Annotated in this window: 12 protein-coding genes; 11 read left to right on the forward strand and 1 reads right to left on the reverse strand. The window is 43.3% G+C overall.

The features are described 5' to 3' along the window. Positions 1-9 precede the first annotated feature (9 nt). Complete coding sequence (locus BWR56_RS02360) at positions 10-768, reverse strand: amino acid ABC transporter ATP-binding protein (protein ID WP_049505253.1); 759 nt, start codon at positions 766-768, stop codon at positions 10-12. A gap of 177 nt (positions 769-945) precedes the next feature. Here BWR56_RS02360 and recJ point away from each other — a divergent pair, with 177 nt between their 5' ends. From recJ to BWR56_RS02415, 11 genes are all read left to right on the forward strand, one after another. Then, entirely contained in the window at positions 946-3,171 is a 2,226-nt protein-coding gene (recJ, locus tag BWR56_RS02365; RefSeq protein WP_196769368.1) for a single-stranded-DNA-specific exonuclease RecJ, read from the forward strand. Between the two features lie 134 nt (positions 3,172-3,305). Then, positions 3,306-3,590 (forward strand): DUF2695 domain-containing protein, encoded by a 285-nt coding sequence (locus BWR56_RS02370; RefSeq protein WP_049505252.1) that lies wholly within the window; start codon positions 3,306-3,308, stop codon positions 3,588-3,590. A gap of 224 nt (positions 3,591-3,814) precedes the next feature. Continuing rightward, the gene (locus BWR56_RS02375; protein ID WP_049505251.1) at positions 3,815-5,476 is read left to right on the forward strand and encodes a ribonuclease J; all 1,662 of its coding nucleotides are present in this window, start codon (positions 3,815-3,817) and stop codon (positions 5,474-5,476) included. A 68-nt stretch (positions 5,477-5,544) separates the two neighbouring features. Continuing rightward, positions 5,545-6,324, forward strand: coding sequence for an alpha/beta hydrolase (locus BWR56_RS02380; RefSeq protein ID WP_076984384.1), 780 nt, complete (start codon positions 5,545-5,547; stop codon positions 6,322-6,324). A 104-nt stretch (positions 6,325-6,428) separates the two neighbouring features. Continuing rightward, positions 6,429-7,130, forward strand: a complete 702-nt coding sequence (locus BWR56_RS02385; protein ID WP_076984385.1) for a M57 family metalloprotease — start codon at positions 6,429-6,431, stop codon at positions 7,128-7,130. 101 nt (positions 7,131-7,231) lie between these two features. Beyond that, positions 7,232-9,079: an excinuclease ABC subunit UvrC gene (gene uvrC, locus BWR56_RS02390; protein WP_076984386.1), complete on the forward strand. Its 1,848-nt coding sequence runs from the start codon at positions 7,232-7,234 to the stop codon at positions 9,077-9,079. Continuing rightward, positions 9,069-9,923: a metallophosphoesterase family protein gene (locus tag BWR56_RS02395; protein ID WP_001015771.1), complete on the forward strand. Its 855-nt coding sequence runs from the start codon at positions 9,069-9,071 to the stop codon at positions 9,921-9,923. Before uvrC ends, BWR56_RS02395 begins: the two co-directional genes overlap by 11 nt. A gap of 174 nt (positions 9,924-10,097) precedes the next feature. Continuing rightward, a complete protein-coding gene (locus BWR56_RS02400) occupies positions 10,098-10,703 on the forward strand; it encodes a nitroreductase family protein (RefSeq protein WP_000670151.1) in 606 nt (201 codons plus the stop codon). A gap of 9 nt (positions 10,704-10,712) precedes the next feature. Beyond that, positions 10,713-12,113: a dipeptidase PepV gene (gene pepV / locus BWR56_RS02405; RefSeq protein WP_070696892.1), complete on the forward strand. Its 1,401-nt coding sequence runs from the start codon at positions 10,713-10,715 to the stop codon at positions 12,111-12,113. Positions 12,114-12,166: 53 nt separating this feature from the next. Next, positions 12,167-12,757: a uracil-DNA glycosylase family protein gene (locus BWR56_RS02410; RefSeq protein WP_061587697.1), complete on the forward strand. Its 591-nt coding sequence runs from the start codon at positions 12,167-12,169 to the stop codon at positions 12,755-12,757. Next, on the forward strand, positions 12,754-13,041 hold the full coding sequence (locus BWR56_RS02415; protein WP_076984387.1) for a rhodanese-like domain-containing protein: 288 nt from the start codon (positions 12,754-12,756) through the stop codon (positions 13,039-13,041). Before BWR56_RS02410 ends, BWR56_RS02415 begins: the two co-directional genes overlap by 4 nt. Positions 13,042-13,201: the final 160 nt, after the last annotated feature.

Consider the following 13,201-nt stretch of genomic DNA (forward strand, 5'->3'; position numbering starts at 1 on the left):
GGCGCCTCCTTATTTGACTTTATCACTTTCGTGGTTGATAATTTTGCTGAGGAATTGTTGGGCACGAGGTTCGCTTGGATTGTCGAAAAAGTCATCGACATCTGTCGTATCCACCAAAACTTCTCCGTCAGCCATAAAGATAATGCGGTCCGCAACCTCTCGAGCAAATCCCATTTCGTGGGTAACGATGATCATGTTCATCCCATCATGCGCCAGTTTTTGCATAACTGCTAGAACATCGCCGATGGTTTCAGGGTCAAGAGCAGATGTTGGCTCATCAAAGAGGAGGAGCTCCGGATGCATGGCAAGACCACGAGCAATGGCGATCCGCTGTTTTTGACCACCAGATAGCATAGCTGGATAGGAATCTTTCTTGTCCCACATGTTTACAAATTCCAGATATTTTTGGGCTATTTTTTCAGCTTCTTTTTTATCAATTCCTAGAACTTTTATAGGTGCAAGTGTCACGTTTTCTAACACTGTTTTGTGTGGATAAAGGTTAAAATGTTGAAAAACCATGCCGACTTCCTTACGAAGAGGAACCAGATCTTTCTGGCTAGCACCTGCTACTTGGTGTCCATTGACTAGGAGACTTCCTTTGTCAACAGCCTCTAAACCATTGATCGTACGGATGAGAGTGGACTTCCCAGAACCGGAAGGTCCAAGCAGGACAACAACTTGTCCTTTTTCAAAATGGAGATTGATGTCGCGGAGTGCGTGATAGTCTCCGTAATATTTTTCGACGTTTTTAAATTCTACTAAAGCCATGAGAGATCTCCTTTGTGTTAGATTTTATAACATGATTCTACAATAAAAGAATGTTCTTGTCAAATCATATCTGAAAAAAATTCACTAAAATGTTATAAAAAAGCAATCTGAATAGAGAAAAAGCCTAAATCATGTTATAATGAAACGATAGAATTCTTAGAAAGAGTGGATGTTTTTTTGATAACTCCTACTTATGAATGGCAGTTTGCCCCGCAGGTTGAAGATGCGGATTTTACAAAGATAGCCAAGAAGGCTGGACTGGGTCCTGAGGTGGCTCGGTTATTATTTGAAAGAGGGATTCAGGATGAGGAAAGTCTCAAGAAGTTTTTAGAACCTTCTTTGGAGGACTTACATGACCCCTATCTGCTCCATGATATGGATAAGGCTGTGAAACGGATTCGTCAGGCCATTGAAGAAGGGGAAAACATTCTCATCTATGGAGACTACGATGCGGACGGCATGACTTCAGCTTCGATTATGAAGGAAAGTTTGGAACAGCTTGGCGCCGAGTGCCGTGTTTACCTGCCTAATCGTTTTACCGATGGCTATGGCCCCAATGCTAGTGTTTACAAATACTTTATCGAGCAAGAAGGGATTTCCTTGATTGTGACAGTGGACAATGGAGTTGCAGGGCACGAAGCCATTGAATTGGCCCAGTCTATGGGTGTGGATGTCATTGTGACCGACCACCATTCCATGCCGGAAACTCTTCCTGATGCCTATGCGATTGTTCACCCTGAGCATCCAGATGCGGCCTATCCCTTCAAACAGTTAGCTGGTTGTGGAGTGGCTTTCAAGCTAGCTTGCGCTCTTTTAGAAGAAGTGCAAGTTGAGTTACTAGATTTGGTAGCTATCGGTACCGTTGCAGATATGGTGAGTTTGACAGATGAAAACCGTATTTTGGTTCAATATGGTCTGGAAATGTTGGGACATACTCAGCGCATCGGTCTGCAAGAAATGCTGGACATGGCTGGGATTGCTGCGAATGAAGTGACGGAAGAAACGGTTGGCTTTCAGATTGCCCCTCGTTTAAATGCCTTGGGGCGATTGGATGATCCCAATCCTGCCATTGATTTGCTGACTGGATTTGATGATGAGGAAGCGCATGAGATTGCCCTCATGATTCATCAGAAAAATGAAGAGCGCAAGGAAATCGTTCAGTCAATCTATGAAGAAGCTAAGATTATGGTGGATCCTGAGAAGAAGGTCCAGGTCTTAGCCAAGGAAGGTTGGAATCCTGGAGTTCTAGGTATCGTGGCTGGCCGTTTGTTGGAAGAGCTAGGGCAAACAGTCATCGTTCTCAATATAGAAGACGGTCGTGCCAAGGGTAGTGCTCGTAGTGTGGAAGCAGTCGATATTTTTGAAGCTCTGGATCCCCATCGAGACCTCTTTATCGCCTTTGGCGGCCATGCTGGTGCAGCAGGGATGACACTGGAAGTTGAGAAACTTTCAGATTTATCTCAGGTTTTGGAAGACTATATCCGTGAAAAAGGTGCAGATGCTGTTGGCAAGAACAAGTTAAATCTAGATGAAGAGTTGGACTTGGAGACCCTTAGTTTAGAAACGGTCAAGAACTTTGAACGTTTGGCACCTTTTGGAATGGACAATCAGAAACCTGTCTTTTATATCAAGGATTTTCATGTCGAAAGTGCTCGTACCATGGGAGCAGGAAATGTCCACCTAAAACTAAAAATTTCCAAGGGTGAGGCGAGTTTTGAAGTGGTGGCCTTTGGACAAGGTAGATGGGCAACAGAGTTTGCTCAAACCAAGAATCTAGAATTGGCAGTCACCTTGTCTGTCAACCAATGGAATGGGCAAACTGCCCTCCAGTTGATGATGGTGGATGCGCGTGTGGAGGGTGTTCAACTCTTTAACATTCGTGGGAAGAATGCAGTCTTGCCAGAAGGGGTTCCAGTCTTGGACTTTGCTGGAGAATTACCAGAATTAGCGACCAGTGATGCTGTGGTTGTGAAAACCATTCCTGAAGATATTACCTTGCTGAAGGCCATTTTTCAGGAACAGGATTTCTCTGCTGTCTATTTCAAAAATGACATCGATAAGGCCTACTATCTGACAGGTTACGGGACTAGAGAACAGTTTGCAAAATTGTACAAGACCATTTACCAGTTCCCAGAGTTTGATATTCGCTACAAGCTCAAAGATTTGGCGACTTATCTCAATATCCAACAAATCTTGCTGATCAAGATGATCCAAGTATTTGAAGAGCTGGGATTTGTGACGATCAAAGATGGTGTCATGACAGTCAATAAAGAAGCGCCAAAGAGGGAGATTGGAGAAAGTCAGATATACCAGAATCTCAAACAGACCGTTAAAGACCAAGAAATGATGGCGCTGGGTACCGTGCAAGAAATGTATGATTTTTTAATGGAAAAAAGTGAATAGAGATAGAAAGAGTTGGCTTGCTGACTCTTTTTATATTCATGAATAAGCTCCAATTGGAGTCGGTTTTGTATTATAATGAGGAAAGAGGACTAGTTGGCAGATAAACTGGTCAAAGGAAAGCCTGGAGGTGTCAAATGGATAAGCAGAAGAAAAAGAGATTACGAGCGGACTATAAAAAGCAAGAAAGACAAAAATTCGAAGAAAGTTTGCCCCTGTCAAGGGAGCTCTTTTTTGACTTGTTTGACTTTTTGGATGTAGAGCTTGAATATCAAGCTTGTCAGGATGATTTTTTATTAACACGAACATTTCTAGAAGAGCACAATGTGGATGTCGAAACAGTTAGAGACTTTTTAGAAGCAAATGGAGCCTACTGTGACTGCGAAGTGCTATTCAATGTCGCGGAAAGATTTGAAGAGTGACAGGAAGCTAGTCAGAAAACATTCTTTTGAAGAGCTTGTAGTTCTCACTTGTTTGTGCATTTGAGAAGAGTTATTTATAGTTCTTTAACTGGAAACCTTCATTTTGAAAATAATCAAAAAAATGGTATAATGGTAGGAAAAGATTCGGCTGAAAGTTTTAGAACTTTTAGAATAAGAGGGTGAATTCGCCCTATAATCAAGATAAATGAAGTTTCGGAGGAAAAATGAGTAATATTAGTTTAACAACACTAGGTGGTGTACGAGAAAATGGGAAAAATATGTACATCGCTGAAATCGATGGTTCTATTTTTGTTTTGGATGCGGGGCTTAAATACCCTGAAAATGAACAACTAGGTGTTGATGTCGTCATTCCAAATATGGACTACCTTTTTGAAAATAGCGATCGTATCGCTGGGGTCTTTTTGACCCACGGACATGCGGATGCTATTGGTGCCCTGCCTTATCTTTTGGCAGAGGCTAAGGTGCCTGTGTTTGGTTCTGAGTTGACCGTTGAGTTGGCCAAACTCTTTGTCAAAGGAAATGATACGGTTAAGAAATTCAATGACTTCCATGTGATTGATGAAGATACGGAGATTGATTTTGGAGGGACTGTGGTTTCCTTCTTCCGTACAACTCACTCTATCCCAGAAAGTTTGGGAATAGTCCTAAAAACAACTGAAGGTAGCATTGTTTACACAGGGGACTTCAAGTTTGACCAGACAGCTAGCGAATCCTATGCGACGGATTTTGCTCGTTTGGCAGAGATTGGTCGTGATGGTGTCTTGGCGCTCCTCAGTGATTCAGCCAATGCTGATAGCAATATCCAGGTGGCGAGCGAGAGTGAAGTTGGGGATGAAATTACCCAGACCATTGCAGACTGGGAAGGTCGTATCATCGTTGCCGCAGTTGCCAGCAACCTTTCTCGTATCCAGCAGGTTTTTGATGCTGCAGCAGATACAGGTCGCAGAGTTGTTTTGACTGGATTTGATATTGAAAATATCGTCCGCACTGCGATTCGTCTCAAAAAATTATCTCTAGCTAATGAAAGTCTCTTGATTAAACCCAAAGAAATGTCTCGTTTTGAAGACCATGAGTTGATTATCCTTGAGACGGGCCGTATGGGTGAGCCTATTAATGGACTTCGTAAGATGTCCATTGGTCGCCACCGCTATGTGGAAATCAAAGATGGGGACTTGGTCTATATCGTAACGACTCCATCTATCGCCAAAGAAGCCGTCATGGCGCGTGTTGAAAACATGATCTACCAAGCTGGTGGTGTGGTGAAACTCATTACCCAAAGCTTGCGAGTATCCGGACACGGGAATGCGCGTGATTTGCAGTTGATGATCAATCTTCTGCAGCCAAACTACCTCTTCCCTATCCAAGGAGAGTACCGTGAGTTAGATGCGCATGCCAAGGCTGCCATGGCGGTTGGAATGTTGCCAGAACGCATTTTCATCCCTAAAAAGGGAACGACCATGTCTTATGAACATGGAGACTTTGTCCCAGCTGGAGCAGTTTCCGCAGGTGATGTCTTGATTGACGGAAATGCCATCGGGGATGTTGGAAATGTGGTCCTTCGTGACCGTAAGGTCTTGTCAGAGGATGGGATCTTTATCGTGGCAATCACTGTCAACCGTCGTGAGAAAAAAATTGTGGCCAAGGCCCGTGTTCATACGCGTGGATTTGTTTACCTCAAGAAGAGCCGTGATATTCTCCGTGAAAGTTCAGAATTGATTAACCAAACGGTAGAAGAGTATCTTCAAGGTGATGACTTTGACTGGGCAGATCTCAAAGGCAAGGTTCGTGACAATCTGACCAAGTACCTCTTTGATCAAACCAAGCGTCGTCCAGCAATCTTGCCAGTCGTGATGGAAGCAAAATAATAAGCAGCATACCTACAGAAAAAGTCGAAATTCGGCTTTTTCTTATAGAATAGTAAAAGGAGACAACCATGGCAGTTATGAATATTGAGTATTACTCAGAAGTTTTGGATATGGAGTGGGGCGTTACCGTACTCTATCCAGATGCTAGTCGGGTGACTGAACCAGATTGCACAGATATTCCTGTTCTTTACCTTTTGCACGGAATGTCAGGAAATCAAAATAGCTGGCTCAAACGTACCAATGTCGAACGCTTGTTGCGTGGAACCAATCTCATTGTTATCATGCCCAATACAAATAATGGCTGGTACACAGATACTCAGTATGGCTATAACTACTATACTGCTCTAGCAGAAGAGTTACCTCAGGTCATGAAACGTTTCTTCCCCAATATGACCAGCAAGCGAGAAAAGACCTTTATAGCTGGTCTTTCCATGGGTGGTTACGGCTCCTTCAAACTCGCTCTGTCAACAAATCGTTTTTCTCATGCGGCTAGTTTTTCTGGTGCGCTCAGTTTTCAGGAATTTTCTCCTGAAAGTCAGGATCTGGGGTCACTTGCCTACTGGCGAGGAGTTTTTGGAGAGATTAAAGACTGGACATCTAGTCCTCATTCGCTTGAAAGCATGGCTGCAAAATCCGATAAAAAGACCAAACTATGGGCTTGGTGTGGGGAGCAAGACTATCTCTACTCTGCCAATAACCTCGCAGTGAAAAACCTCAAAAATCTTGGTTTTGAGGTGACCTATAGTCATAGTCCAGGTAAGCACGAGTGGTACTACTGGGAAAAACAATTGGAGCGTTTTTTGGCTACTCTACCAATTGACTTTGTTTTGGAAGAGCGCTTATCTTAGTTTTAGGTTTCTTTCAGCTTTCTTCAGTAAAATAGAGAATCTATCTTGATCAAGGAGAATGTGATTTCAAGATAGGTTCTTATTTTTATGAAAGGTGGGGCGTCATGTTCTGGATTATTCGATTATTGTTCCGATTTCTTTTGGGAATTTGGCGTTTCTTCTGGCGTCTGGTTTGGACCGTGGTCATTCTACTGCTCATTGCTTTTGGAGTGGTTTGGTATCTGTCTGGTGATTTTCATTCTGCGGTCAATCAGGTTGAAAAAATGAGCAAGATTGGTCAAGGTGGCTGGAATCAATGGAGGGAGACGGGAACGCTGGAAGTCTTGTCTCAGACAGACAGTCACCAACATGCAGAAGGCAAGTGGGCTCAGGCCTCAGCTCGCATCTATATTGAACCTCAAATGGATGAGATCTTCCAAGGTGCCTATGCAGAAGCCATAAAAAACTGGAATCAAACGGGAGCCTTCACCTTTGAGGTGGTTGCGGATCCTAGCCAGGCAGATATTGTGGCAAGTGAGATGAATGATGGATCGACCGCTGTAGCTGGTCAAGCCGAGAGTCAAACCAATTTGTTAACCAAACAATTTATATCTGTAACGGTTCGCCTGAATCACTATTATCTATCCAATCCAAACTATGGTTATTCTTATGAACGGATCGTGCACACGGCGGAGCACGAGCTGGGGCATGCCATCGGTTTGGATCATACCAACGAAACTTCTGTCATGCAGCCAGCAGGTTCTTACTATGGGATTCAGCCTCAGGATGTGAAGGCTGTTCAAGAGCTCTATACCAGTAGCGACTAGATGAAGTCGGTGCAATCTTAAAAGAAATCAAAGCTCCTCCAACAAGTGATTGGTGGGGCTTTTTGTTCGTCCTGTTACGGCCTTTTTGCTATAATGGAACTATGAATAACTTGATCAAATCAAAACTAGAGCTCTTGCCAACCAACCCTGGTTGTTACATTCACAAAGATAAAAACGGCACCATTATCTATGTCGGAAAGGCTAAAAATCTGCGCAACCGTGTGCGCTCCTATTTCCGTGGAAGTCATGATACCAAGACGGAGGCTCTGGTGTCTGAAATTGTGGATTTTGAATTTATCGTCACTGAGTCCAATATTGAGGCACTTCTCCTAGAAATCAACCTGATTAAGGAAAATAAGCCCAAGTACAATATCATGCTCAAGGATGACAAGTCCTATCCCTTCATCAAAATCACCAATGAGCGTTATCCTCGATTGATTATCACCCGTCAGGTCAAAAAGGACGGAGGTCTTTATTTTGGCCCTTATCCCGATGTAGGGGCAGCCAATGAAATCAAGCGACTATTGGACCGGATTTTTCCTTTTCGCAAGTGTACTAATCCACCGTCTAAGGTCTGTTTTTACTACCATATTGGCCAGTGTATGGCCCATACCATCTGTAAAAAAGATGAGTCCTATTTCAAGTCCATGGCCCAGGAGGTTTCTGATTTCCTAAAAGGGCAGGATGATAAAATCATCGATGACCTCAAGGGCAAGATGGCGAAGGTGGCTCAAAGTATGGAGTTTGAACGGGCAGCGGAATACCGTGACCTGATTCAGGCCATTGGAACGCTTCGGACCAAGCAACGGGTCATGGCGAAAGATTTGCAAAATCGTGACGTCTTTGGCTACTATGTGGATAAGGGCTGGATGTGTGTTCAGGTTTTCTTTGTTCGTCAGGGAAAACTCATCGAGCGGGACGTCAACCTCTTCCCTTACTACAATGATCCGGATGAGGACTTCTTGACCTATGTGGGACAATTCTATCAAGAAAAATCCCACCTGGTTCCCAATGAGGTGCTGATTCCGCAAGATATCGATGAAGAAGCCGTTAAGGCCTTGGTGGATACCAAGATTTTCAAGCCCCAACGTGGAGAGAAAAAGCAGCTGGTCAATCTAGCCATAAAAAATGCCCGTGTTAGTCTGGAGCAGAAGTTCAATCTGCTGGAAAAATCTGTCGAAAAGACCCAAGGAGCTATTGAAAATCTGGGACGCTTGCTCCAAATCCCGACCCCAGTACGTATCGAGTCCTTTGATAACTCTAATATCATGGGAACTAGTCCTGTTTCAGCCATGGTGGTCTTTGTCAATGGCAAACCGAGTAAAAAAGACTACCGTAAGTACAAAATCAAGACTGTCATTGGACCTGATGATTATGCGAGTATGCGAGAGGTTATTCGCAGACGTTATGGTCGAGTTCAACGTGAGGGTTTAACCCCGCCAGATTTGATTGTGATTGATGGGGGACAAGGTCAAGTCAATATCGCAAAGCAAGTCATCCAAGAAGAGCTAGGTTTGGATATCCCAATTGCAGGTCTGCAAAAGAATGACAAGCACCAAACCCATGAACTGCTCTTTGGAGATCCACTGGAAGTGGTGGAGTTGTCTCGCAATTCTCAAGAATTCTTTCTCCTCCAACGCATCCAGGATGAGGTGCACCGCTTTGCTATCACCTTCCACCGCCAACTGCGCTCAAAAAATTCCTTTTCTTCACAACTGGATGGGATTGACGGTCTGGGACCTAAACGCAAACAGAATCTCATGAAGCATTTTAAATCTCTCACTAAAATCAAGGAAGCTAGTGTGGATGAAATTGTCGAAGTGGGTGTGCCAAGAGCAGTCGCAGAAGATGTGAGAAGAAAGTTGAACCCTCAGGAAGAAGTGGAATTGGCTCAAGTGGCGGAAGAAAGAGTGGACTACCAAACAAAAGGAGATTATGATGAACCATAAAATCGCAATTTTATCAGATATTCATGGAAATGTGACTGCCTTAGAAGCAGTGATTGCAGATGCTAAAGCACAAGGAGTCAGTGAATACTGGCTCATGGGAGACATTTTCCTCCCTGGTCCAGGTGCAAATGACTTGGTCGCTCTGTTAAAGGAACTTTCTATCACTACAAGTGTTCGAGGCAATTGGGATGATTGTGTCCTTGAGGCTTTAGATGGGCAATATGGCTTGGAAGACCCACAGGAAGTCCAGCTCTTGCGTATGACGCAGTATTTGATGGAGCGAATGGATCCTGCAACGATTGACTGGCTACGAAGCTTACCTATGCTAGAAAAGAGAGAAGTTGACGGACTGCGTTTTTCTCTTTCTCATAATTTGCCAAATAAGAACTATGGTGGTGACTTGCTAGTTGAGAATGATACAGAGAAATTTGACCAACTCCTAGATGATGAAGTTGATGTGGCAGTCTATGGTCATGTTCACAAGCAGTTGCTTCGTTATGGCAGTCAAGGGCAACAAATCATCAATCCAGGGTCGATTGGCATGCCCTATTTTAATTGGGAGGCGTTAAAAAATCACCGTGCTCAGTATGCTGTGATAGAAGTAGAATATGGGGAATTAGTAAATATTCTATTCCGAAAAGTTGCTTATGACTATGAAGCAGAGTTAGAATTGGCCAAGTCCAAGGGGCTTCCTTTTATCGAAATGTATGAAGAACTACGCCGAGATGACAACTATCGGGGGCACAATCTAGAACTCTTAGCTAGTTTAATTGAAAAGCATGGGTATGTTGAGGATGTGAAGAAATTTTTGGAGGCTATAAAGTCAGAATATAAGGTAGACTAGTTTCTTAAAACCCCTGAAAATTAGTTGGAACTGGATGAGGAAAAATCTGATTTTAATGATAAGTTTAAATCCAGGACTTCATCCGTGTTCCAATTTCTTTCTATGAAAAATCTCTGCAAGCTCTTTCAAAATATGGTAGAATGGATGCAGTAGAATTAGAAAAGGAAATCGATTATGAAATTTCTTGAATTAAATAAAAAACGTCATGCGACTAAGCATTTTACTGATAAACCGGTAGATCCCAAAGATGTGCGTACGGCTATCGAAATCGCAACCTTGGCCCCAAGTGCCCACAACAGCCAGCCATGGAAGTTTGTGGTTGTTCGTGAGAAAAATGCTGAATTGGCAAAATTGGCTTATGGTTCGAACTTTGAGCAGGTATCAGCAGCACCTGTAACCATTGCCTTGTTTACCGACACAGATTTGGCTAAACGTGCTCGTAAGATTGCCCGAGTTGGCGGCGCTAATAACTTTTCTGAAGAGCAACTTCAATATTTTATGAAGAATCTGCCAGCTGAATTTGCGCGTTACAGTGAACAACAAGTCAGCGACTACCTAGCCCTCAATGCAGGTTTGGTTGCCATGAACTTGGTTCTTGCTCTGACAGACCAAGGAATCGGTTCTAACATTATTCTTGGATTTGACAAATCAAAAGCCAACGAAGTTTTGGACATTGAAGACCGATTCCGTCCAGAACTCTTGATCACAGTTGGATACACAGATGAGAAATTGGAACCAAGCTACCGCTTGCCAGTAGATGAAATTATCGAGAAGAGATAGGAAGAAAAAATGACAGTTATTGATTTTACAGCAGAAGTAGAAAAACGCAAAGAAGACCTCTTGGCTGACTTGTTTAGCCTTTTGGAAATCAACTCAGAACGTGATGACAGCAAAGCCGATGCTGAGCATCCATTTGGACCTGGTCCAGTAAAAGCCTTGGAAAAATTCCTTGAAATCGCAGACCGTGATGGCTATCCAACTAAAAATGTTGATAACTACGCAGGACATTTTGAGTTTGGTGAAGGAGAAGAAGTTCTCGGAATCTTTGCTCACATGGACGTGGTGCCAGCTGGTAGCGGTTGGGACACGGACCCTTATACACCAACTATCAAAGACGGTCGCCTTTATGCGCGTGGAGCTTCAGACGACAAGGGGCCTACAACAGCTTGTTACTATGGTTTGAAAATCATCAAAGAATTGGGGCTTCCAACTTCTAAAAAAGTTCGTTTCATCGTCGGAACAGATGAAGAATCAGGCTGGGCAGACATGGACTACTACTTTGAACATGTAGGACTTGCGAAACCAGACTTCGGTTTCTCTCCAGATGCTGAATTCCCTATCATCAATGGTGAAAAAGGGAATATCACAGAATATCTCCATTTTGCAGGTGAAAATACTGGTGCAGCTCGCCTTCACAGCTTCACAGGTGGTTTGCGTGAAAACATGGTACCTGAATCAGCAACAGCAGTCGTTTCAGGTGACTTGGCTGACTTGCAAGCTAAACTAGATGCCTTTGTTGCAGAACACAAACTCAGAGGAGAACTCCAAGAAGAAAACGGCCAGTACAAGGTGACTGTGATTGGTAAATCAGCTCATGGTGCTATGCCTGCATCAGGTGTCAATGGTGCGACCTACCTTGCCCTTTTCCTCAGTCAGTTTGACTTTGCAGGACCTGCAAAAGACTACCTCGACATCGCTGGTAAGATTCTCTTGAACGACCATAAGGGTACAAATCTCAAGGTTGCTCATGTAGATGAAAAGATGGGTGCCCTTTCTATGAATGCCGGTGTCTTCCGCTTCGATGAAACAAGTGCTGACAATACGATTGCTCTTAACTTCCGTTATCCAAAAGGAACAAGCCCAGAGCAAATCAAGTCAATCCTTGAAAACTTGCCAGTTGCTTCTGTTAGCCTTTCTGAACACGGACACACCCCACACTATGTGCCAATGGAAGATCCGCTTGTGCAAACCTTGTTGAATGTCTATGAAAAACAAACTGGTCTCCAAGGTCATGAACAAGTCATTGGTGGTGGAACCTTTGGTCGCTTGCTGGAACGTGGAGTTGCCTACGGTGCTATGTTCCCAGACTCAATCGATACCATGCACCAAGCCAACGAATTTATCGCCTTGGACGATCTCTTCCGAGCAGCAGCAATCTATGCAGAAGCTATTTATGAATTAATCAAATAAAACGATAGAAGTCTGAGATTTTATGCTTGGACTTCTTTTTGGAGGGAAAACAGATGTCTCAAATCGAAAGAATCAAGCAAGCCATTATGGCGGATCCGCAGAATACCAGCTATACAGAACGCGGAATCGAACCTCTCTTTGCGGCGCCAAAGACTGCTCGCATCAATATTGTCGGTCAGGCACCGGGGCTTAAAACACAAGAAGCTGGGATTTATTGGAAGGATAAGAGCGGCGATCGCTTGCGTGAGTGGCTAGGTGTGGATGAAGACACCTTTTACAATTCAGGTTATTTTGCAGTTCTGCCCATGGATTTTTACTTTCCAGGACATGGCAAGTCAGGCGACCTTCCACCTCGTACAGGTTTCGCAGAAAAATGGCATCCGCAACTCTTGCAAGAGTTGCCCGATATCCAATTAACTCTCTTGATTGGGCAATATGCCCAAGCCTATTATTTACAGGAGAAAGTTAGTGGCAAGGTGACAGAGAGGGTAAAACATTACCAGAACTACTTACCAACCTATTTTCCACTAGTTCATCCCTCACCACGAAATCAAATCTGGATGGCTAAAAATCCTTGGTTTGAGTCAGAAGTGGTGCCAGATTTGAAAAATAGAATTCAAAAGATTCTTGGAGAAACAAAATGAAAGAAATTACTTTTAACGATTTTTACCAGTTTTATCAGAAAGAATCCCTTTCAGTCATAGACGTGAGAGAAGTAGAAGAGTTCGAGATGCTTCATTTAGAAGGTGCTCGTAATTTACCTCTCAGTCAATTGGCTGATACTTATGATCAATTGGACAAGGACCTCTTGTATTATGTCATTTGCAAATCTGGGATGAGGTCAGCTCGTGCTTGTCACTTTCTAGCTGAACAGGGTTATGACGTTATCAATGTTCAAGGTGGAATGACGGCCTTTGAAAATCTTTAAACCTCTATAGCAATAGACCCTGATCTTCCCTTGCTCGGTTCCAACTGAGTGAGGGATTTTGTTTTTAGATAATTCTTATTTTTAAAAATATTGAAAACATTCAATGATTAATTTTGGATACTTTTTTCAGAGTCTTAATCATGGTATACTAGGTCAGTAT

The sequence above is a fragment of the Streptococcus oralis genome (assembly GCF_001983955.1).
Classification (GTDB): domain Bacteria; phylum Bacillota; class Bacilli; order Lactobacillales; family Streptococcaceae; genus Streptococcus; species Streptococcus jiangnanensis.

Excerpts from the sequence above, each read along its gene's own strand:
- BWR56_RS02385 (WP_076984385.1), top strand. The coding sequence starts at position 6,429 with ATGTTCTGGATTATTCGATTATTGTTCCGATTTCTTTTGGGAATTTGG.
- BWR56_RS02380 (WP_076984384.1), top strand. The coding sequence starts at position 5,545 with ATGGCAGTTATGAATATTGAGTATTACTCAGAAGTTTTGGATATGGAG.
- BWR56_RS02400 (WP_000670151.1), top strand. The coding sequence starts at position 10,098 with ATGAAATTTCTTGAATTAAATAAAAAACGTCATGCGACTAAGCATTTT.
- BWR56_RS02415 (WP_076984387.1), top strand. The coding sequence starts at position 12,754 with ATGAAAGAAATTACTTTTAACGATTTTTACCAGTTTTATCAGAAAGAA.
- BWR56_RS02370 (WP_049505252.1), top strand. The coding sequence starts at position 3,306 with ATGGATAAGCAGAAGAAAAAGAGATTACGAGCGGACTATAAAAAGCAA.
- BWR56_RS02360 (WP_049505253.1), bottom strand. The coding sequence starts at position 768 with ATGGCTTTAGTAGAATTTAAAAACGTCGAAAAATATTACGGAGACTAT.
- BWR56_RS02410 (WP_061587697.1), top strand. The coding sequence starts at position 12,167 with ATGTCTCAAATCGAAAGAATCAAGCAAGCCATTATGGCGGATCCGCAG.
- BWR56_RS02395 (WP_001015771.1), top strand. The coding sequence starts at position 9,069 with ATGAACCATAAAATCGCAATTTTATCAGATATTCATGGAAATGTGACT.
- BWR56_RS02375 (WP_049505251.1), top strand. The coding sequence starts at position 3,815 with ATGAGTAATATTAGTTTAACAACACTAGGTGGTGTACGAGAAAATGGG.
- pepV (WP_070696892.1), top strand. The coding sequence starts at position 10,713 with ATGACAGTTATTGATTTTACAGCAGAAGTAGAAAAACGCAAAGAAGAC.
- uvrC (WP_076984386.1), top strand. The coding sequence starts at position 7,232 with ATGAATAACTTGATCAAATCAAAACTAGAGCTCTTGCCAACCAACCCT.